Below are 20,543 nucleotides of genomic sequence, written 5' to 3'. Positions count from 1 at the left end.
CCTGAGTTCATCGAAGGACGAGGTGATTGGCGCAATGCTTACTTCATCGTCGGGATGACGAACTCCGCACCGTCCTCAACCCCAGCCGCGCGCCCGCAGCGAAGCGAGGACGCGCAAACGTAAGGAATCGTCCGGGGTTACTTCATCGTCGGGATGACGAACTCTGCCCCATCCTCAACCCCAGCCGCGCGCCCGCAGCGAAGCGAGGACGCGCAAACGTAGGGAATCGTTCGGGGTTACTTCATCGTCGGGATGACGAACTCTGCCCCATCCTTAACCCCGGACGGCCAACGAGAAGTGACGGTCTTGGTCTTGGTGTAGAAGCGGAATGCATCCGGGCCATGCTGGTTGAGATCGCCGAAGCCGGAAGCCTTCCAGCCGCCGAAGGTGTAGTAAGCGATCGGAACCGGGATTGGCACGTTGATGCCGACCATGCCGACCTGTACGCGGCTGGCGAAATCGCGGGCAGCATCGCCGTCACGGGTGAAGATAGCAACGCCGTTGCCATATTCATGATCGTTCGGCAGAGCCAGCGCTTCCTCGTAATTCTTGGCGCGCACGACCGAGAGGACGGGGCCAAAAATTTCTTCCTTGTAGATGCGCATGTCGCGCGTCACGTGGTCGAACAGGCAGCCGCCCATGTAGAAGCCGTCTTCATAGCCCTGCATCTTGAAGTTACGGCCATCGACGACCAGCTTCGCGCCTTCTTCCACACCGAGATCGACATAGCCGCGCACGCGGTCGAGCGCTGCCTTGGTGACGAGCGGGCCGTAATCGGCGGAATTGTCGGTGGAGGTGCCGATCTTCAGCGCTTCGACGCGCGGGATCAGCTTTTCCATCAGGCGGTTGGCGGTGTCTTCACCGACCGGAACCGCAACCGAGATCGCCATGCAGCGCTCGCCAGCCGAACCGTAGCCTGCGCCGATCAGCGCGTCGACGGTCTGGTCCATGTCGGCATCCGGCATGATGAGAAGATGGTTCTTCGCGCCGCCGAAGCACTGCACGCGCTTGCCGTTCGAGCAGCCGCGGCCATAGATATATTGCGCAATCGGCGTGGAGCCGACAAAGCCGATGGCCTGCACGTCGGGATCATCGAGCAGCGCGTCGACCGATTCCTTGTCGCCATTGACGACGTTGAAAATGCCTGCCGGAAGACCGGCTTCCATGAACAGTTCGGCAAGGCGCATCGGCACGCCCGGATCGCGCTCGGACGGCTTCAGGATGAAGGCATTGCCGCAGGCAATCGCTGGGCCGGCCTTCCACAGCGGGATCATGGCCGGGAAGTTGAACGGCGTGATGCCTGCCACGACGCCGAGCGGCTGGCGCATGGAATAGGTGTCGATGCCGGTACCGGCATTGTCGGTGAATTCGCCTTTCAGCATATGCGCCGCACCGAGGCAGACTTCCACCACTTCAAGGCCGCGCTGGATGTCGCCCTTGGCGTCGGCGATGGTCTTGCCGTGTTCGCGGGCCAGCAATTCGGCGAGGCTGTCATATTCGGCTTCGACCAGTTCGATGAACTTGCGCAGGATGCGAACCCGGCGCTGCGGGTTGGTCGCCGCCCAGGCCGGCTGTGCCGCCTTGGCGTTTTCGACGGCGGCGCGCACTTCTTCCTTGGTGGCGAGCGCCACCTTGGCCTGCACCGAGCCGTCGAGCGGCTGGAAGACGTCCGCCGTGCGGCCGCTCTTGCCTGCCACATGCTTGCCGCCGATGAAATGTCCGATATTGCGCATCGAAGAACCTCCCTGATGATCGCTTTGGAGGGCGCAGGCGCCCCCATCGTTGCCGCCATCTTGACTCTGCAAATTCGTGATTGCAAGGCGCTGAAAAGCGTATCCGTTGTGCATTTTTATGCTAGTGTGCCGCCATGAACTGGGACGATATTCGCATTTTTCTGGCCGTCGCCCGCTCTGGCCAGATTCTTGGAGCGGCCAAACGGCTTGGCCTCAACCACACCACCGTCGCGCGGCGGCTGACGGCGCTGGAAACGGCGCTCTCCACCACGCTTCTGACACGCCGCACCAATGGCTCGACGCTGACGCAGGCGGGCGAGGAATTTCTGCTTGCCGCCGAGCGCATGGAGGCGGAAATGCTTGCCGCCCGCGCCCATGTCGGCAATGCGGACATTGCCGTGTCGGGCACGGTGCGCATCGGCGCGCCGGACGGGTTCGGCGTCAATTTCCTGGCGCCCCGGCTGGCGCGGCTGACCCAGAAATATCCGGACCTCACCATCCAGCTTGTGCCTGTGCCGCGCTCCTTTTCGCTGTCGCGCCGCGAGGCGGATATCGCCATCACGGTCGAACGCCCGGAACAAGGCAGGCTGATTGCGCGCAGGCTCGTCGATTATACGCTGGGCCTCTATGCGCATCGGCGCTATCTGGCAGAAAACGGCACGCCGGAAAGCCCGGAAGACCTCGCCCGGCACCGGCTGATCGGCTATGTGGAGGATCTGGTCATCAATCCGTCGCTCGCCTATGCGCCGGAAATTTCCCGCGACTGGAAACCGGCTTTTGAAGTGTCGAGTGCTCTGGGACAGGTCGAGGCCGTGCGCGCCGGTGCGGGCATCGGCATTCTTCACGCCTTTATCGCCCGCGCCGATCCTGACCTTGTCCCCGTCCTGCCTGACCGCGTGATCCGCCGCGCCTATTGGCTTGCCTATCACGAATCCGCCCGCACATTGCGGCGCGTGACGGCAGTTTCGGCCCTGATTTCCGAACTGGTGGAAAGCGAAAAATCGCTTTTCAGCTGAGCATGATCCCGAAAAGTGTGAAGCGGTTTTCGGATCAGATCATGCTAAATCAATTGAGCCGTATATAGGCGACCATGACGCCCACAATCATCGCAGCCGGAACGAACAGCGCGTCAAGGCCGATGAAATAGTGTCCAAGACCGCCGCCGACAGCGCCAAGCATCAGGGAAAGCCACACGGCCACATGCTGGAGCCAGCGCCATTTCGGCGTTTCGCCGCGCAGCGAACAGGCAAGATCGGCGGCGGCGTTGAAGAGCGTGCCGGTCACATAGGTCACGCCAAGACGCGCCGCGCCTATCGGCTGCACCGCCGCATTCTGCGCTCCCATGGCGGCGGCAAGCAGCAGCACCGGCTGGATGAGCAGCGCGCCCTCCCGCCGCAGCACGCCGACCAGCAGCAATATCGCCACGACGCTCGCCATCACATAAAGGCTGCCCCGGCGTCCATGGGCGCGCACCGTCAGCGTGCCGAAGAATGCTCCGGCAAAAAACAGCACGATCAGGATGGCCGGAAACCACACCAGCACCGCGCCCTGCGGTCCCGGCTGTCCGGCCAGCGCGGTGCCGAGCTGGGTCGTATTGCCGCTCATGAAGGAAGCGAAAAAACCGCCAAGCTGCAGGAAGGCAATCGCATCGACGAAACCGGCCGATGCGGTGAGAATCAGCCCGAGCGACAGTTTGGAATTCGGTGTCATCTGATTGAACTTCGCAATGAAGAAACCCGGCTTTCGGGAAGCCGGGCCTGTTCAGAGAAATATTTGCAGGTCAGGCGCGTTTGATGATGCGCAGGATAACAAGCAGGATGGCCGCGCCGATAAAGGCGTTGACGATTGCGGCGATAATCCCTCCGCCGACGGAAAATCCGAGACGCGGCAGCAACCAGCCCGCAAAGAAAGCGCCGATCACGCCGACGATAATATTGCCGATCAGGCCGAAACCGCCGCCCTGCACGACCTTGCCTGCCAGCCAGCCAGCGATAAGACCCACAAAAAGAAATACGAGAAGACTTCCAACATCCATGCGTTTTTCTCCCTCTCAAAACACGCCGTCCGGCGCGCCTGATGCGAGTTGACTATATGTTCGCGGAAGGCACAAGGGGGCACGAACACCTCCCCCGTTAAATCAGGCCACGAGATGCCGGAAAGCAGCAACCACGTCCTCGTAAACCTTGCGCTTGAAAGGCACGATCAGCCCCGGCAGCTCGGCCATCGGCTTCCATTCCCAGCGGTCGAATTCGGCGGTATGGCCGCCGGGCGGCGGGTTGATGGCGATTTCGCTCTCGTCGCCCTCGAAACGATAGGCAAACCACTTTTGCGTCTGGCCGCGATATTTACCCTTGAGTGCCACGCCGACCAGATGCGGCGGCAGGTCGTAATTGATCCAGTCCGACGCCTCTTCGAGCAGCGAGACCGACTTCATGCCGGTTTCCTCATAAAGCTCGCGGATGGCCGCCTCGACCGGCTCCTCGCCCTTGTCGATACCGCCCTGCGGCATCTGCCAGAGCTGCGTCGCACCGTCCATCTCGTCGCCCGGAATGACGATGCGCCGGCCAGCCCAGACCAGACCGGCCTTGTTCAGCACCATCAGCCCGACACAGGGACGGTAAGGCAGGCTTTCCGGGTCGACAGGGCCTTTGTGCTTCGACATGACATTCTCCATGATATGAAAATCTACTGCTGTTCGGGATCGCGGACCAGCGCCGAAACCGGCACGATTTCAATGCCGCGCTTCTTGATCTCATTGGCCCATGCGGCAACCGCATCGACCGTCACGGCAAAGGCCGAGCCGGTGCCGATGGCGCTGCCATTGGCGCGCGCTATCCGTTCCAGCTCATCCAGACGATCGAGGATTGCGCCGCGCTCCTGCGCCGCATCGATCAGCACGTCCGCCGCCGCGAAAGGCACCGCGTCGCTTTCGGCAATCCGGTCGGCCTGGCTGCGCGCCGATGTGCCGTCATCCAGATAATAAAGGCCGCGCCTGCCGATCTCGCCCAGCACCGGTGAAAAGGCTTCCGTCTCGGCTGTGAAACGCGCGCCCATATAGTTCATCACTCCGGCATAATTGGTCATGCGCGACAGCGCCCACAGCAGGGAAGCCTGATTCTGGCTGGCCCCGTCATTCACCGTCAGCGTATTGCGGCCGGGATTGACGCGCGGATAATCGAACGGCTCCATCGGCAATTGCAGCACAAGTTCATGACCGTTTTGCCGTGCGGCCTGCATCCAGCGCTGCAAACTGTTGCCCTGCGGCGCAAAACCGAGCGTTATTTCCGGCGGAAGCTTGTCGACCGCCTCCATACTGCCGGTCTGCGACAGCCCGAGACCGCCAATGACAAGCGCGATCCGCGCGCCGCGCGCGCCGGACCAGCCGACCGCATAGGCATCCATCGGGCGCAGGCCATCCGCGCCGCGCTGGGGAAGCGGCCCGGTCGGGCTCTGCTCGACCAGCGCCGGTTCGGGCAGATGGGCGACGCGCTGGTCCTGCCCGGAGCGATGCGTGTTCTGCACCACGACCACGTTGCCTTCCGCACCCGGAGCGACATTTGGCATACCGGGCGGCGTGTCCGGCGTCACCTTGATGATGGCCGGTCCCGGCTGACCGCTCGCCCCGCGCAATGCGCTGCCGGGCGGCGGCGTGTTGCCGGTCGCAGGCTTCACCTCTGGCTTGACGGCGGGCGCTTCGGTTTGCGCCGGTTCCACGGCGGCGGTTTCGGTCTTGCGGAAACCGGCCTGATTGGTCTGCCAGATGGCGAACACCGCGCCCCCGGCAAGGCAAAGCCCGGCGACGATGGCCAGACCCTTCACGGACGAACGAAAAGCGCGGGAGCGTAAGCCCCCGCGCTTTTGCGGTTTCTTGTCCAGTCCTAACGGGCTGTTCAGGTCAAGCATGGAGCGATCAGTTCAATACGCCCTTTTTCGGGTCCGGCGGGAATGCGGCATTGGCCACTTCGCCCCGCAGGAGCTTGAAGGCTTCATTGAGCTGAATATCGTCCTTCGGTTCAGCCGGGACATAGGCCGACGAACCGGAGCCGTTATCGTCTTCGGCATTGCCCTTGATGTGGCCCTTGAGTTCGGATTCGCCGCGCACGACGTCCTCACCCTTCAGTTCCGGCGGCAATGGCTGGTCGACCTTGATATCAGGCGTGATGCCCTTGCCTTGGATCGACTTGCCCGACGGCGTGTAATAAAGCGCGGTGGTGAGGCGCAGCGAACCATTTTCGCCAAGCGGAATAATCGTCTGCACCGAGCCCTTGCCAAAGGACTGCGTGCCGAGCACGGTGGCGCGGCGATGATCCTGCAACGCACCGGCAACGATTTCCGACGCGCTGGCCGAACCGCCATTAATGAGAACGATGACCGGCTTGCCGTCGGTCAGGTCGCCCTTGCGCGCATCGAAACGGGTCACGTCCTGCGGATCGCGGCCACGGGTCGAAACCACCTCGCCCTTGTCGAGGAAGGCGTCGGACACGGCGACCGCCTGATCGAGAAGCCCGCCCGGATTGAGGCGAAGATCCAGCACATAGCCCTTGAGCTTGTCGCCCGGAATCTTGTCCTGAATATCCTTGATCGCCTTCTTCAGGTCGTCGGACGTCTGTTCGGTAAACGAGATGACGCGCAGATAGCCCACATCGTTCTCGACGCGGTAGCGAACGGCCTTCACCTTGATGACGGCGCGCGCGATCTTCAGCGTGATCGGCTTGTCGGCGCCTTCGCGCTGGATGGTCAGCTCGATCTGCGAACCCACTTCGCCTCGCATCTTGTCCACGGCGTCGTTCAGCGAAAGCCCGCGCACTTCCTGCCCGTCGATCTTGGTGATGAGATCGCCTGCCAGCACGCCGGCCTTGGAAGCGGGCGTATCGTCGATCGGCGCAATGACCTTGACGAGATCGTTGTCCATCGTCACTTCGATGCCCAGACCGCCGAACTCACCCTTGGTCTGCGCGCGCATGTCCTGCGCGGCTTCCGGGTTGAGATAGGACGAATGCGGATCGAGCGAGGTCAACATGCCGTTGATCGCGCTTTCGGTGAGCTTCTTGTCGTCGGGCGGCGTCACATATTGTGCGCGCACACGCTCGAAAATATCGCCGAAAAGGGCCAGTTCCTTGTAGACATCGCTATCTTTCCCTGCCGCGAAAGCAGTGGAAGCCGGCGCGCCCTGGACCATCACCATGGCTGACGCCCCCAGAAGGGCCCCGGCGAACAGCAGCGACAGTTTACGCATCATTTTCACGTCCTTCCAGAAAGCCGTTCGGTCCACCACGGAGCGGGATCGACGGGTTTTCCATCCTTTCGAAATTCAATGTAAAGCAATGGCGCGCCATTGCCCACCTCTATCGGTGCAACACTTGCGAGAAGTTTTTCTCCCATTGCGCCGACCGGCTCTCCCGCAAGTACAAATTGGCCTTGCGATACGTCGATTCGCCCCATGCCAGCCATGACGACATGATATCCATTGCCTGCATCGAGTATCAAGAGCTGCCCGTAGGAACGGAATGTGCCCGCGTAAAGTATCACGCCATCGGAAGGTGACGTAATCGTGGCAGAGGGCAAGGTTTCGACCACTTGCCCCATCATGGAGCCGCCGACGCCGTCCCTTTCGCCGTAGCGGCGCACCGTCTTACCCGCCGCAGGCAAGGCAAGCTTGCCCTGCAAGGAGGCAAAATCGATCTGCGGGCGCAGATGCGTGTCATCGGGCGCGGCTTCCCCGGCCTTTTCCCTTGCTGCGGCAAGGCGATCGGCTTCCGCCTTGCGGGCCGCTTCGGCTGCATCGCGCACGCCTGCCATCTGCTTGTCGAGCCCGTCGATGAGGTCTTTCAGGCTGCCTGCCTTGGCCGCAAGCTCTTCCGAACGCTTGCGCTGCGCCTCGATTTCCTGTTCCGATTGCGCCTGCAGTTTCTTCTTCTCCTCAAGAAGAAGTGATTGCCGTTTCTGCTCTTCCGCCTGGACCGTGCGCGTCGTCTTCAGCTTTTCCTGCTCCTGGCCGATGGAAGCGGTGACCTGCTGCATGTCTTTCAGATCGCCGGTCAGCTCCTCCACCTGCTCGCGCATTTCGGGCACCACGGCGCCAAGAAGCACGGCGCTGCGCACCGAGGCGAGCGCATCGTCGGGCCGCACCAGAATGGCGGGAGGCGGGTTCAACCCCATGCGCTGCAACGCGGCCAGCACTTCGGCCAGAACGCCGCGCCGTGCGCTGAGCGATGCGCGGATGCCGTCTTCCTGCTCGCGCAGCGCGGTCAGCTTGTCGGCAATATCGGCAATATCCTGCTGCAGCTTCTTGTCGGTCTTGGCCGACTGGATCAGCGCGGCGGTAATGGTGGCCTGATCCTTCTTCAGCCCGGCCACCTCGTCCTCAAGCTGTTTCAGCCTGTCGCCGGTAACGGTGAGTTCGTTGCTGAGCTTTTCATAGTCGCTTGCCGCCTGATCGCGCTGCTGCTGCAAGGCGTCCTGCGCATGAACCGGCGCGCAGGCAAACAGCCCGGCCACGACAAGGCCAGCCCGCGCGGATGCAAGTAATCTTGGTCTTTTGAAAAGGCGTACAGGGTACATTCGTGTTCTATCAGGACGAAACAAGGCTAAATTCAGAGCCGAAACTAGCCCGAACCCGTTAACGAACCATCAACCATAACGACCGGCATCAGCCGCCAGCCGTTCCATCAATTCGATGCGGTTCCCAAAAGGATCGGAAACATAGCAGCGCTTATAGCCTTCTAGCGGCTCATCCTCGCTGACCGGATAACCGGCGCCGGACAGAATATCGACCAGCTCATCAAGACCATCGATCAGGAATGCCGGATGCGCCTTGCGCGCAGCCGCGAAAGCCGGGTCGACACCCAGATGGATTTTCAAAGCGCCGCGCTCGAACCAGCAGCCCCCACGGGCGGCGAGATTCGACGGCTTCGGGACTTCCGGTAGGCCGAGCAGCCCGCCATAGAATGCGCGCGCCTGCTCTTCTCCGCCTTGCGGCATGGCAAGCTGTACATGATCCAGTTGCGCGACGCGCATGAGGTCTCTCCTGCTGTTTGCGGGCAAAGCCTACAAAGCAGCGCAGAATCGCACAACAGAATTCGGGAAGGCCGTCAGGAAGGTAAGACTGCCTCCAGCCGTTCCGTCAGGCGCGCCGGATGGCCGCAGAAAGCCCGGCAACCTTCGCCGCCCGCGCGAAGGGAGCGGGTGCCTGTTGTTATTGGGCGAGGTTATGGTAAAGAGGAATCCCGGCTTTACTTCCAAAAGGAACTCCCATGCCGGACTTTTCCATCCTCATGCTCTTTGCCGCCGCCTCGCTGGTGCTGACCGCTACGCCGGGACCGGACATGCTTCTCATCGCCTCCCGCAGTGTCAGTCAGGGGCGATCTGCTGGCTTTCAAACCTATGCAGGCATCGCAGCCGGTACCTACTGCCACGCCATCGCCGCCGGGCTTGGCCTGTCAAAACTGTTTCTGTCCGTGCCCATTGCCTATGAAATCGTTCGTTGGGCTGGCTGCGCCTATCTGCTCTATCTCGCCTATAAGACAATCCGGTCAAAAGGAGCCAGCGTCTCCTCATTGACACCCTTGCAAAAACTGTCAGGCAAACGGATTTTTACCGAAGGTCTGGCGACAAATCTGCTCAACCCCAAAATGGCGCTGTTCGTTCTGGCGCTTTTTCCGCAGTTCGTTGATCCCGCCGGCGGATCGGTGCTCCTTCAAATGATCCTGCTGGCAACCGTCCTGAACATAATCGGCTTCCTGGTCAACGGAACCGTCATTGTAGCGGGAAGCCATGTTCGTGCCCGCCTCTCCGCGATGAACCGGTTTCCCCGACTGCCACAATTCCTTCTTGCATCGGTTTTCACCGGACTTGCCTGCCGTCTCGCGCTTGGAAACCGGAATTAGAGCATTTCCAGCAAAAGCGCGAAGCGGCTTCCGCGCCGCTTTTTGTCGAGGAAATGAAGAGCGTTACGAACGGTGATCGAGCGAAACGGCACACCGAACCGTCTCCAGCCATTCTGTCAGGGCGCGCCGGATGGCCGTTTCCGGCGGTTCGCAGCGCCTGAATGCCCACCATATAAGCGCGCCTTGCCAGATATTGGCTATCTGCCAGCCGAGCCGTTCGGCTTTTTCCGCATCGCCTGAAAGCCTGCGCCCCAGCGCATGGGCCAGATCGATGCCCCACGCCGCGCCCCGCGCCCGCAGCACCGGATTGCGAATATCCTCGCGCAGCAGCAGAAGCCCGTCCGTCGCATTATATTCAGCGGCATCGGATGGCATCAGCGCCATCAACAGATCGACAGCCCCCTGCGGACCGGGGGCCGCATTTTCATCGGCTGCGCGCGTTGCCGCATCGAGCCTGTCCCACGCCCGCAGCAGCACCGCCTCAAGCATGGCTTCCCGGTTGCCATAACGCTGGACCAGTGTGGCCGCAGAAAGCCCGGCAGCCTTCGCCGCCCGCGCGAAGGTGAGGCCCTCAGGGCCAGCCTCCGAGACCATTGTCATCAACCGGTCGAGCACCGCCTCATCGGATATGGATTTCGTTCTTGCCATGGACAATATATAAACGTATGTTCATTTATAAATCAACAGGAGAGTTCATCATGGCGAAAATTGTCGGCTACATCGCCGCCAGTCTCGACGGTTACATTGCGGCGGAGAACGGAAATCTCGACTGGCTGTTCAAATATGGAGACGCCGATCTGGGCGAGCATGACTATCGCAGCTTCATCAAGTCGATCCGCACCGTGGTCATGGGCCGCGCGACCTATGATTTCGTCGCGCAGAGCGATGAGCCGTGGGCCTATGGCGACCAGAGAAGTATTGTCGTCACCTCGCGCCCCATCGAGAATCCGAAGGCCCCGCTTGAAATCCGCCACGATATCGATGCGCTGATCACGGAACTGCGTGCGCTTGATGATGGCGATGTGTGGATGCTTGGCGGCGGCCAGTTGCAGATGGCGTTTCTGGAACGCGGGGCGCTGGATGAAATCGAGATTTACCTCATGCCGGAACTGATCGGCGGCGGCATACCGCTGTTTCCGGCTGTCGGCTTCAAGGCAAGCCCCGTCCTCCTCAGCGCGAAGACGCTTGACCGCGGCTGCGTCCGCCTGCATTACGCATTTCACGACCGATGATAGGGATGGCCTGCCAGAATGGTGGCGGCGCGATAAAGCTGCTCGGCAATCAGGATGCGGGCGATCTGGTGCGGCCACGTCAATTCGCCCAGCGCCAGAACGAGATCGGCGCGTGATCGCAAGGCCGGATCGTGGCCGTCCGGCCCGCCAATGGCGACGATGAGCTGGCGCTTGCCGTCGTCCCGCATCCGCCCGATGCGATCCGCAAAAGCTTCCGATCCGAGCGCCTTGCCACGCTCGTCCAGCAGGATCAGCGCCGCACCATTGTCAAGCGCTTCGTGGATGCGCTGGGCTTCTTCAGCCTTGCGCAGATCCGCCGTCTGGCCCCGACTTTCGGGAATTTCGCTCACACCGGCAAATTCCAGTCCCAAAGGCGGACCAGCCTTCGAAAATCGGTCGAAATAACGCTCGACCAGTTCCCGTTCGGGGCCGGCTTTCATTCGGCCCACGGCAAAAACACTCACACGCATGACGCTCTCAATCAGGCAGGCAGCGCACCGCCTGCAAGGTTCGCTCGAAAGTCAGTGAACGGTTCCCAGCGCCTTGTCGGCGTCGAAATCGTCGTCCAGCCAGATCTTTTCGAGATTATAGAATTCGCGGATTTCCGGGTGGAAGATATGAACGATGATATCGCCCGTATCGATCAAAACCCAGTCGCCGCTTTCGAGCCCTTCGACCTTGACGTCCTTGCAGCCTGCTTCACGCAGGGCCTGCATGAGATGGTCGGCAACCGCCGTCACATGGCGATGCGAGCGACCCGACGCGACGATCATAAAATCGCCGATCGTTGATCTTCCGCGAATGTCGATGGGGATGATGGATTCCGCCTTGGAGTTTTCGAGACTGGCCAAGGCCGCGTCGAAGGTCTGGGACACGAGATTGGACTCGTCCATCCTGACCGTTGAAGGCGCGTGATGAGCCTTCTTCTCAATTGCTGTTCTCAGTGTATTCCCTTTCTCAACAGAACAACGCAGTGTGGCAGTTGTAAGCACCACACGCTCTAAAATAGGCAGAGTCCCTGTTTTGTTTCAAGAGTGACAGCTTTTCCAACCTGTTCACTTTTTCAGTTTCTTTGCCCGTCATACGCATATCTTGCAGAAATTATCAGGAAACCATCAAGATACGGTACGGGTCTTGCGGATGGCGGTGGAGGACAGCGACGAACGCGGCCCATGGATGAAGGTCCAGGCCGGGGGCGTGCGCCGCGCCAGCATGGGCGCATATTGTTCGTCGATGCGGCCGTCGGAAAATGTCTGCGCCATGCGTGACGACAGATAGGCGAGCGTCGAGCCCGGCCGGTCGATAACCGCAATCGGGAAATTCTGCGCAATCTCGCGCCAGCGCTGCCAGCGGTGGAAGGAAGCGAGATTGTCCGCCCCCATCACCCAGACGAAATGAACGCCGGGATTGGCGTCGCGGATGAGCGCCAGCGTATCCGCCGTGTAGCGCACATTGAAAGCCGCCTCCAGCGCCGTCACCTTGATGCGCGGGTCTTTGGCCACTGCCTCGCTCAGCTTCAGCCGGTCGGCGAGCGGCGCCAGTTCGCGGCTGTCCTTCAGCGGATTGCCGGGCGTCACCATCCACCAGAGCTGGTCGAGCTTCAGCCGCCTTATGGCGATTTCCGCCACCAGCGCGTGGCCTCCATGCGGCGGGTTGAACGAGCCGCCGAACAGCCCCACCGCCATGCCCTTTTCGACATGGGGCATGCGCAGATAATGCGCACTGACACCCGGATATTTTTCCTTCAATGCGGAAAGCCCGAAACCGAACTTCATCCGAAACTAACCACGAACCTGACCGCTTCCGCGCACGCGGTATTTGAAGGAGGTCAGTTGCTCGACGCCAACCGGCCCGCGCGCATGCATCTTGCCGGTGGCAATGCCGATTTCCGCCCCCATGCCGAACTCGCCGCCATCGGCAAATTGCGTCGAGGCATTGTGCAGGAGTATGGCCGAATCGATCTCGTTGAAGAATCGCGCAACCGCTGCCGCATCTTCCGCGACCACCGCTTCCGTATGATGCGAGGAATAGCGGTTGATATGTTCGATTGCACCCGAAATGCCATCGACCAGCGCAACGGAAATGATCGCATCGAGATATTCGGTCGACCAGTCCTCTTCCGTGGCAGGCCTTGCCGCCGGATAGAGCGCCCTCACCTCTTCGCTGCCGCGAATTTCGCAGCCCTTGGCGGCGAGATCGCCGAGGATCGGCGCGAGATGCGTCGCAGCCGCGGCGCGATCCACGAGCAGCGTTTCCGCAGCACCGCAAATGCCGGTGCGCCGCATCTTGGCGTCGAGCGCAATTCTGCGCGCCATGTCGAGATTGGCGGACTTGTCGATATAAAGATGGCAGATGCCTTCCAAATGCGCGAAGACCGGCACCCGCGCCTCCGACTGGACACGCGCGACGAGGCTTTTGCCGCCGCGCGGCACGATCACGTCAATCGCGCCGCCAAGACCTTTCAGCATTTCGCCGACAGCGGCACGGTCCGTCACCGGCACGATCTGGATCGCATCGGCAGGCAGACCCGCCGCTTCAAGCCCCCTGACCAGCGCCTTGTGAATGGCAGCCGACGAATGCGCCGAATCCGAACCGCCGCGCAGGATGACGGCATTGCCCGCCTTGAGGCACAGCGCCCCGGCATCGGCGGTTACATTGGGACGGCTTTCGTAAATGACGCCGATCACGCCAAGCGGCGTGCGCACGCGCTCGATATGCAAGCCGTTCGGACGATCCCATTCGGCAATCACTTCGCCCACCGGATCAGGCAGGGCAGCAATAGCGCGGATACCGTCGGCAATGGCCTTGATCCGGCCGTCATCCAGCGTCAGCCGGTCGATGAAGGATGCCGCCATGCCGTTCTTTTCCGCATGGCCAAGATCAAGCTTGTTGGCTTCCAGAATATCTGCCCGCGCTTCCAGCAGCGCGTCAGCAGCGGCAATCAGCGCCCTGTTCTTCTGTTCGGTGGTGGCGATGGCAAGGGGGGCGGCGGCGGCGCGCGCCCTGCGCCCCACCTCCGCCATCACGGCAGCAATGTCGTTTGCCGTATCTGCCTTGGTCAGCATGTCCTCTCCCCCTACACCGCTTCCGCATTGCTGGCCGCGCGCACAACCAGATCATTGCGATGGATCATCGCCGCGCGCGCATCATAGCCAAGAATTTCGCTGATCTCATCGCTTTTATGGCCTGCGATCTTGCGCGCATCCTCGGCATCGTAGGCGATCAGTCCGCGGGCGATCTCGCGCCCGTCCTCGTTCATCACCGCAACCGTATCGCCGCGCTCGAACTGACCGTCGATTTCCTTCACGCCCGCAGGCAGGAGCGACTTGCCGGATTTCAGCGCCTTGGCCGCACCGGCATCCACCGTCAACCGGCCAGCCGGTTCCAGATTGCCGGAAATCCACGTCTTCCACGCATTGACCGGCGCACGCGTCGGCTCGAACAGCGTTGCGCGCTCGCCGCGGTCAATGGCCGAAAGCGGGCCGAAACGCGTGCCCGAGGTGATAATCATCGCGGTCCCGGCGGCATTGGCGATCTTGCCCGCGTCGAGCTTGGTCTTCATGCCGCCGCGCGACAATTCCGACGCCGCAGCGCCTGCCATGGCCTCGATCTGCGGCGTGATGGTTTCGACCAATGGCAGAAACTGCGCATCCGGGTTCTTGTGCGGCGGGGCCGTATAAAGCCCGTCAATATCCGACAGCAGGACCAGAAGGTCCGCGCCCATCATCGTCGCCACGCGCGCGGCCAGACGGTCATTGTCGCCATAGCGGATTTCGGTGGTTGCCACCGTGTCGTTCTCGTTGATGACCGGCACGGCCTTCAGCTTCAACAGCGTCTCGATGGTGGCGCGCGCATTGAGATAGCGGCGGCGCTCCTCGGTATCGGAAAGCGTGACAAGGATCTGGCCGGAACGGATGGAATGACCGCCAAGCACATCGGCATAGGCCTTAGCGAGCGCGATCTGGCCGGCAGCGGCAGCAGCCTGACTTTCCTCAAGCTTCAGCGCCTTCTTCGGCAGGCCCAGCACCGTGCGGCCAAGCGCAATGGCACCGGACGAGACCACCAGCACCTCAACGCCTGCGTGATGCAGCGCTGCAATATCCTGCCCCAGGCTTTCCAGCCAGTCGCGCTTGAGGCCGCTTGCGCGATCCACCAGAAGGGCGGACCCGATTTTGACAACGATGCGGCGATAATCTTTCAGTTTCTTCAGCATGTTCATCCCCCTCGCCGCATCCAAAATAAAATCCGACGCTTATTCTTCGGCCTGCGCCGTACCGGCCTCTGCGGCGCGGCTCTGGTCAATGACGGCAGCGAGCTGGCGCAACGCATCGTTCAGACCTTCATGGCTGACCGCCGAAAGCAGCAGCGGATCGCGCCCGCATGCCTTTTTCAGCGCCTTGACCTTGGCCTTGCGCGCTTCCGGATCGAGTGTATCGATCTGCGACAGCGCCACGATCTCCGGCTTGTCGGCAAGACCGTGCTCATAGGCTTCCAGCTCGCCGCGAATGACCTTGTAGGCCTTGGCCACATCTTCTTCCTGCGCCGACACCAGATGCAGAAGGACGCGCGTGCGCTCGACATGGCCGAGGAAGCGGTCGCCAAGGCCGACGCCTTCGCTCGCCCCTTCGATCAGGCCCGGAATATCGGCGATGACAAACTCGCGCCCGTCCACACGCGCAACGCCCAGATTGGGGTGCAGCGTGGTGAAAGGATAATCGGCAATCTTCGGCTTTGCCGCTGTCACGCTTGCGAGGAAAGTGGACTTTCCCGCATTGGGCAGGCCGACCAGACCGGCATCGGCAATCAGCTTCAGGCGCAGCCAGATGGTGCGCTCGATACCTTCCTGTCCAGGATTGGCGCGGCGCGGCGCGCGGTTGGTCGAGGTCGTGAAATGCAGATTGCCGAAACCGCCATTGCCGCCCTTTGCGAGACGATAGCGCTGGCCGATTTCGGTGATGTCGCAGATCAGCGTTTCGTCGTCTTCTTCGAAAATCTGCGTGCCGACCGGCACCTTGAGGACAATATCGTCGCCCTTGCCGCCGGTCATGTTGCGGCCCATGCCGTGCATGCCGGTCTTGGCCCGGAAATGCTGCTGGTAGCGATAATCGATCAGCGTGTTGAGGCCGTCGACGGCCTCCACCCACACATCGCCGCCGCGTCCGCCGTCACCGCCGTCGGGACCGCCGAACTCCAGAAATTTCTCGCGGCGGAACGAAACCGCCCCCGCCCCGCCATTGCCGGAGCGGATATAGATCTTTGCCTGATCGAGAAACTTCATCTGAACGTAACCTTCTTGGATGCCCGCGCTGCGGCAGACTTTGGGGCGGCGCGCGCCCTGATATCGTTACAGGCGGGGCGCGCCCGCCTGTGGTGTGTTGCAATTACAGCAAAACCGGCTTCCTGCAAACAGTCGAGGAAGCCGGTTTATGCCTATTTCGAGTTCCGTTCAGGATCGGTGAAATCGATATAGATCAATTCCTGATCCAGATACTGGCCCTGAACGTAGAGCGACTTGGGTTCGACGCCGTAAGTCTTGAAGCCAAGCGCATAATAGACGCGTTTGGCGGCTTCGTTGGTCGCGACCACCTTGGCATCCAGAACGACGACATGGTTGGCCGCGTGATCGATGACCTTGCCGACCAGAGCCCTGCCGAGGTCCAGCCCGCGCACTTCGGGAGCCACATAGACGCCCCAGAGCGTACCGCGATGGCGCTCGGACTTGCGATCATGGCGGAACATGCCTGCCGTTCCCAGCAGGTTTTCGCCGTCGAAGGCACCGAAAACCACATTGCCGTCCACCTGTTCCAGACGGCGCGCGAAGACGCTGTCCGAATAGGCGTTTTCTTCCTCGAAACTCGAACCGAAAGCCATCGGCGCAAGTTGCAAACCGCTTAGTCTTATGGCCCGGTAGCGGTGCAGGTCGCCCTTTTCGAGCGCGCGCACCACGATCCTGTCGCGGGCGATTGCGTGCGTATCCATCATTTCATTCCCCGGTGATTATCGGTCCTGCGCAAGCCGGAAGGGCTTCACGCAGGACCGCTGCTTATCTTACGACTGCCAGCTTCTCAGCCCGATCCAGGTGCGGCGGTCGAGAACATAGCGCTCCACCGGCACATTGCCTGCGGCAAGCGAATCCGCCATGCCCATGCTACTGAACTGGAAGCCGCATTTGTGGATCACCCGGCGCGAGCCGCCATTGCTGGCGCGGCACGAGACATGCAGCCGCTCGATTTCCGTTGCGCGGAAAGCCAGGTCGATCAACGCATGCGCGGCCTCGGTGGCAAAGCCGTGGCCCCAATAGGGTTCGCCCAGCCAGTAACCGATTTCCAGCCCCTCACCATGCTTATGCGCATGGATGCCGCAGCAGCCCATGAAGATGCCGGTTTCCGCTTGCGTGATGGCGTAGATGCAATTGCCCATCTCGCCTTTTCGCACGCGTTCGACAAAATCGACGGCGTTTTCACGCGTGTATGGATGCGGCATACGGGCAAGCATACTGGAGACGCGGGCGTTATTGGCAAGATAGGAAATCGCATCCACGTCTTCGACATGCGGCGGGCGCAGCACCAGCCTTTCAGTGACGAGGACGGGACAATCCAACTCGTAGGCCAGATCTACGCTCAGATCGGGGCTCAGATCGGGGCCTGCTTCACCTGCCGCGCCGGGCGACAGATCGGCGTAACTGTCTCTTCTTTCGCTACTGCTTGCGTCGTAACAATCTTCTTCCAGAACTTCGACAACCATTTTTCGTTCCTCCAGAGCGTTTCATTTGACGCGCACCTTGTTTGAAAACCGCTTCACACTTTTCGAGATGCGCTCAAATGCAAAAAGGGAAGATGGGTGGCCCCATCTTCCCTTCGATCTTTTGGCTAGGCTGCCATTTACACCGGGTCCGATGGGACGCCGGTGCTTTAAAGAGTGCCCGGCTTACTCTGCTGCTTCCGCGATCGGGTTAACCGACACGTACGTGCGACCGTTGGCTTTCGTGCGGAAAGACACGGAGCCGTTTACGGTTGCGAAAATCGTGTGGTCCTTGCCGAGGCCGACATTGGCGCCCGGATGCCACTTCGTGCCGCGTTGGCGCACGATGATGTTGCCGGCGAGCACAGCTTCGCCGCCGAACTTCTTCACGCCAAGGCGTTTGGATTCTGAATCGCGACCGTTACGCGAGGAACCGCCAGCTTTTTTGTGTGCCATTGGTGTTCTCCTTTAATCTCTCTGTTTACTCAGCCGACTCGGCCTTGGCTGCGGCCTTCTTGGGCGCTGCCTTCTTCGGCTTTGCGGCTTCGCCTTCAGCGGCGTCTGCCTTCGGAGCCTTCTTCTCGGCGGCCTTCTTGGAAGGCTTTGCGCCGTCGGTGAGGATTTCCGAGATGCGGATGGTCGTCAGTTCCTGACGATGACCGCGGGTGCGCTTCGAGTTCTGACGGCGACGCTTCTTGAACGCGATGACCTTGCGGGCACGGCCCTGTTCGACGACTTCGGCGGTGACGAGGGCACCGGCGACGGTCGGGGCGCCAATGGTCGTGCCGACCATCAGGACTTCTGCGAATTCTACGATGTCACCGGCTTCGCCAGCAACTTTTTCGACCTTGATGAGGTCGTTTGCGGCAACGCGATACTGCTTGCCACCGGTCTTGATGACTGCGAACATTTGTTGTCCTTTCGGTTGTTCGGTCCGGCTCTCATTCCGCGACATTGGCGTCGAAGTGATGGGCCGTCTTTTTATCAGTCGGTTGATGAGCGGGCTTTTGCCCTTGATCGCAGCCCCGGAAAAGCCCGAAATCTGCAATCAAAACAATAGGCGCGGATCACCCCACGCCCAAGGTCTGGTGCTTATAGGTTCGAAGCGGCAGAAAAGTCAAGAATTTTCACAACGGAATGCAAATTAGCTCTTGTCTAATCGGCGCTGGCCCGTTATTGAGCCGCTGCACGCTCGGCATTCGTTATTGATGCTTGTTACTGAGCGATTCTTCAAGGATCGTTTTTCAGTGCTGCACAACGCGGAGAGGTGGCTGAGTGGTTGAAAGCACCGCACTCGAAATGCGGCATGGGGGCAACTCCATCGGGGGTTCGAATCCCTCCCTCTCCGCCATTTGCTTCCCTGCACTGATTCAACCCGACGGTGGATAGCATGTCATTTGCCGCCGCAGACATGAGCGCGAACTTCTCCGCCTGACGAAAAACATGCTAGAAGAGATCATGAGTGTGTTATCCGCTGTGTCTCCCATCTATCATCCCCCGCTGGAACCCTATGTCTCGATTCTTCATCGCGATGAGGGGTTTCTCGTGCTGGACAAGCCAAGCGGCTTGTTGTCTGTACCGGGACGCCACCCCGCGCTGGCGGACAGTCTCGCGACACGAGTTCAAAAGCAGTTTCCACAGGCTCAAATGATCAACCGTCTCGACAAGGACACGTCAGGCCTTGTTCTCATGTCACTCAACCGCAAGGCGCATGCCGCCATCGCCTCACAGTTCGAGGGCCGGACAACGCAGAAATCCTATGTAGCCGTGGTCTGGGGACATATTGAGGAAGACGAAGGACTGATCGACCTGCCCTTGGCAATCGATCCGGACAACAAGCCGCGGCATCGTATCGATCGCGATCACGGTAAGCCCGCACAGACACGCTGGCAGGTTCTGGACCGGGACGAGCGCACAACCCGACTGCGGCTTTGTCCGCTGACAGGCCGTACGCACCAGCTGCGGGTGCATATGAAGGCGCTGGGGCATGTGATCCTCGGCGATGAATTCTATGCCGAAGGCGAAGCGCTGACCGCTGCGGACCGTCTGCTGCTGCATGCGGAAGAACTGGCTTTCCGCCATCCCGATGGCAGCGCCTTGACGTTCACCGCGCCCTGTCCGTTCTGAGAGCATCCATGTCGCAGAAAATCGATACGTCGGAACTGGTCGTTGATTTCGTCGGAGGTGCCGTCGGCCACCGGTTTCGCTCTGGCGAAGGTCGCGGACAGGCGCTAGCCAAGGCGGCCGGATTGACGCGCGATGTTATGCCTGAAATTGTAGATGCGACGGCAGGGCTTGGCCGGGATGCGTTTCTGCTGGCATCACTCGGTGCCAAGGTAACCTTGATAGAACGCTCCGAAAAGATGCATGGTCTTCTGGCCGACGGACTGGCGCGCGCAAGCGCTGAAGGCGGTCGCTATGCGGAAACTGTCGGGCGCATGACATTGCTGCATGGCGATTCCTGCCGTCTCCTGCCCAAATTGAAGCCCCAGGTCGTGCTGGTTGACCCAATGCACCCTCCGCGCGGCAACAGCGCACTCGTCAAGAAGGAAATGCGCCAGATCCGCGAGATCGTCGGCACCGATCCGGATGCCGAAAAACTGATGCAGGTGGCGCTGGAGGCCGCGCAGTACCGCGTGGTGTTGAAATGGCCATTGCGAGCCGAACCCATGCACGGGCTGCGCAAGCCCTCTCATCAGATACTCGGGAAAAGCACGCGCTATGATGTGTTTGTGAAGGCCAAGCTCACCTGAGGATCAAGCCGTGGCACTATCGCAGGGTCTGGTCGCTCTGATCCGGTTCATGCCGACGAAAGGCGTCATTGTCCGCTGGTGTCATGTTTGCTCTGGAAACGCAAAAACCCCGCTGCGTGGGCAACGGGGTTTTGGATCGTTGGTTGCGGGGGCAGGATTTGAACCTGCGGCCTTCAGGTTATGAGCCTGACGAGCTAC

At 60.9% G+C, this 20,543-nt stretch carries 24 protein-coding genes and 1 tRNA gene; 6 read left to right on the top strand and 19 right to left on the bottom strand.

All coding sequences use genetic code 11. The features are described from left to right. Positions 1–236: 236 nt before the first annotated feature. Positions 237–1,733 carry a CoA-acylating methylmalonate-semialdehyde dehydrogenase gene (locus tag AC0TNJ_RS07630; protein ID WP_473770747.1) on the bottom strand — a complete coding sequence of 499 codons (1,497 nt, stop codon included), beginning with the start codon at positions 1,731–1,733 and terminating at the stop codon, positions 237–239. Positions 1,734–1,867: 134 nt separating this feature from the next. Between AC0TNJ_RS07630 and AC0TNJ_RS07625 the strand changes: the two genes are divergently transcribed. Then, entirely contained in the window at positions 1,868–2,749 is an 882-nt protein-coding gene (locus AC0TNJ_RS07625; RefSeq protein WP_075042056.1) for a LysR family transcriptional regulator, read from the top strand. A 49-nt stretch (positions 2,750–2,798) separates the two neighbouring features. Here AC0TNJ_RS07625 and AC0TNJ_RS07620 read toward each other — a convergent pair whose 3' ends face one another. The 7 genes from AC0TNJ_RS07620 to AC0TNJ_RS07590 all read right to left on the bottom strand — a co-directional run bounded on the left by AC0TNJ_RS07620 (position 2,799) and on the right by AC0TNJ_RS07590 (position 8,750). After that, positions 2,799–3,443, bottom strand: coding sequence for a YoaK family protein (locus AC0TNJ_RS07620; protein WP_075042057.1), 645 nt, complete (start codon positions 3,441–3,443; stop codon positions 2,799–2,801). A 70-nt stretch (positions 3,444–3,513) separates the two neighbouring features. After that, positions 3,514–3,768: a GlsB/YeaQ/YmgE family stress response membrane protein gene (locus tag AC0TNJ_RS07615; RefSeq protein ID WP_075042058.1), complete on the bottom strand. Its 255-nt coding sequence runs from the start codon at positions 3,766–3,768 to the stop codon at positions 3,514–3,516. Between the two features lie 102 nt (positions 3,769–3,870). Continuing rightward, positions 3,871–4,395 carry an RNA pyrophosphohydrolase gene (locus AC0TNJ_RS07610; RefSeq protein ID WP_473767385.1) on the bottom strand — a complete coding sequence of 175 codons (525 nt, stop codon included), beginning with the start codon at positions 4,393–4,395 and terminating at the stop codon, positions 3,871–3,873. A 23-nt stretch (positions 4,396–4,418) separates the two neighbouring features. Further along, positions 4,419–5,636, bottom strand: coding sequence for a divergent polysaccharide deacetylase family protein (locus AC0TNJ_RS07605; protein WP_473770746.1), 1,218 nt, complete (start codon positions 5,634–5,636; stop codon positions 4,419–4,421). 7 nt (positions 5,637–5,643) lie between these two features. Beyond that, positions 5,644–6,972 (bottom strand): S41 family peptidase, encoded by a 1,329-nt coding sequence (locus tag AC0TNJ_RS07600; protein ID WP_075042061.1) that lies wholly within the window; start codon positions 6,970–6,972, stop codon positions 5,644–5,646. Between the two features lie 2 nt (positions 6,973–6,974). Continuing rightward, on the bottom strand, positions 6,975–8,294 hold the full coding sequence (locus AC0TNJ_RS07595; RefSeq protein WP_473770745.1) for a murein hydrolase activator EnvC family protein: 1,320 nt from the start codon (positions 8,292–8,294) through the stop codon (positions 6,975–6,977). A 69-nt stretch (positions 8,295–8,363) separates the two neighbouring features. Continuing rightward, positions 8,364–8,750: a VOC family protein gene (locus tag AC0TNJ_RS07590; protein WP_473767388.1), complete on the bottom strand. Its 387-nt coding sequence runs from the start codon at positions 8,748–8,750 to the stop codon at positions 8,364–8,366. Positions 8,751–8,986: 236 nt separating this feature from the next. Here AC0TNJ_RS07590 and AC0TNJ_RS07585 point away from each other — a divergent pair, with 236 nt between their 5' ends. Next, on the top strand, positions 8,987–9,619 hold the full coding sequence (locus AC0TNJ_RS07585) for a LysE family translocator (RefSeq protein WP_122001580.1): 633 nt from the start codon (positions 8,987–8,989) through the stop codon (positions 9,617–9,619). A 63-nt stretch (positions 9,620–9,682) separates the two neighbouring features. Here AC0TNJ_RS07585 and AC0TNJ_RS07580 read toward each other — a convergent pair whose 3' ends face one another. Then, positions 9,683–10,267, bottom strand: coding sequence for a TetR family transcriptional regulator (locus tag AC0TNJ_RS07580; RefSeq protein ID WP_473770744.1), 585 nt, complete (start codon positions 10,265–10,267; stop codon positions 9,683–9,685). 50 nt (positions 10,268–10,317) lie between these two features. Between AC0TNJ_RS07580 and AC0TNJ_RS07575 the strand changes: the two genes are divergently transcribed. Continuing rightward, a complete protein-coding gene (locus AC0TNJ_RS07575; protein WP_473770743.1) occupies positions 10,318–10,851 on the top strand; it encodes a dihydrofolate reductase family protein in 534 nt (177 codons plus the stop codon). On the opposite strand, the gene rlmH is transcribed toward AC0TNJ_RS07575, so the two are convergent. The 10 genes from rlmH to rplU all read right to left on the bottom strand — a co-directional run bounded on the left by rlmH (position 10,839) and on the right by rplU (position 18,502). Next, positions 10,839–11,321 (bottom strand): 23S rRNA (pseudouridine(1915)-N(3))-methyltransferase RlmH, encoded by a 483-nt coding sequence (gene rlmH, locus AC0TNJ_RS07570; protein WP_122001576.1) that lies wholly within the window; start codon positions 11,319–11,321, stop codon positions 10,839–10,841. The genes AC0TNJ_RS07575 and rlmH overlap by 13 nt on opposite strands. A gap of 51 nt (positions 11,322–11,372) precedes the next feature. Then, positions 11,373–11,744 carry a ribosome silencing factor gene (gene rsfS / locus AC0TNJ_RS07565; RefSeq protein ID WP_122001575.1) on the bottom strand — a complete coding sequence of 124 codons (372 nt, stop codon included), beginning with the start codon at positions 11,742–11,744 and terminating at the stop codon, positions 11,373–11,375. 222 nt (positions 11,745–11,966) lie between these two features. Continuing rightward, positions 11,967–12,626: a nicotinate-nucleotide adenylyltransferase gene (locus tag AC0TNJ_RS07560; RefSeq protein WP_473770742.1), complete on the bottom strand. Its 660-nt coding sequence runs from the start codon at positions 12,624–12,626 to the stop codon at positions 11,967–11,969. Between the two features lie 6 nt (positions 12,627–12,632). Next, on the bottom strand, positions 12,633–13,916 hold the full coding sequence (locus tag AC0TNJ_RS07555) for a glutamate-5-semialdehyde dehydrogenase (protein WP_473770741.1): 1,284 nt from the start codon (positions 13,914–13,916) through the stop codon (positions 12,633–12,635). A gap of 11 nt (positions 13,917–13,927) precedes the next feature. Further along, positions 13,928–15,064, bottom strand: a complete 1,137-nt coding sequence (proB, locus tag AC0TNJ_RS07550) for a glutamate 5-kinase (protein WP_473770740.1) — start codon at positions 15,062–15,064, stop codon at positions 13,928–13,930. A gap of 39 nt (positions 15,065–15,103) precedes the next feature. Beyond that, positions 15,104–16,129, bottom strand: coding sequence for a GTPase ObgE (gene obgE / locus AC0TNJ_RS07545; RefSeq protein ID WP_473767394.1), 1,026 nt, complete (start codon positions 16,127–16,129; stop codon positions 15,104–15,106). Positions 16,130–16,281: 152 nt separating this feature from the next. Beyond that, a complete protein-coding gene (locus tag AC0TNJ_RS07540) occupies positions 16,282–16,833 on the bottom strand; it encodes a GNAT family N-acetyltransferase (protein ID WP_473770739.1) in 552 nt (183 codons plus the stop codon). A gap of 66 nt (positions 16,834–16,899) precedes the next feature. Then, positions 16,900–17,595 carry a GNAT family N-acetyltransferase gene (locus tag AC0TNJ_RS07535; RefSeq protein ID WP_473770738.1) on the bottom strand — a complete coding sequence of 232 codons (696 nt, stop codon included), beginning with the start codon at positions 17,593–17,595 and terminating at the stop codon, positions 16,900–16,902. A gap of 183 nt (positions 17,596–17,778) precedes the next feature. Continuing rightward, positions 17,779–18,048 (bottom strand): 50S ribosomal protein L27, encoded by a 270-nt coding sequence (gene rpmA, locus AC0TNJ_RS07530; RefSeq protein WP_002964927.1) that lies wholly within the window; start codon positions 18,046–18,048, stop codon positions 17,779–17,781. A gap of 25 nt (positions 18,049–18,073) precedes the next feature. Then, on the bottom strand, positions 18,074–18,502 hold the full coding sequence (gene rplU, locus AC0TNJ_RS07525; RefSeq protein ID WP_122001569.1) for a 50S ribosomal protein L21: 429 nt from the start codon (positions 18,500–18,502) through the stop codon (positions 18,074–18,076). Positions 18,503–18,853: 351 nt separating this feature from the next. Here rplU and AC0TNJ_RS07520 point away from each other — a divergent pair. From AC0TNJ_RS07520 to AC0TNJ_RS07510, 3 genes are all read left to right on the top strand, one after another. Then, positions 18,854–18,943: transfer RNA gene (locus AC0TNJ_RS07520), tRNA-Ser, on the top strand. 107 nt (positions 18,944–19,050) lie between these two features. Then, on the top strand, positions 19,051–19,719 hold the full coding sequence (locus AC0TNJ_RS07515) for an RluA family pseudouridine synthase (RefSeq protein ID WP_473770737.1): 669 nt from the start codon (positions 19,051–19,053) through the stop codon (positions 19,717–19,719). An 8-nt stretch (positions 19,720–19,727) separates the two neighbouring features. Further along, positions 19,728–20,345 (top strand): class I SAM-dependent methyltransferase, encoded by a 618-nt coding sequence (locus AC0TNJ_RS07510; protein WP_473770736.1) that lies wholly within the window; start codon positions 19,728–19,730, stop codon positions 20,343–20,345. The last annotated feature ends 198 nt before the right edge of the window (positions 20,346–20,543 follow it).

Source organism: Ochrobactrum sp. PL_is483, assembly GCF_055816855.1.
Note: the sequence above shows the minus strand (reverse complement) of the source record. Positions and strands in the feature narration are given on the sequence as shown.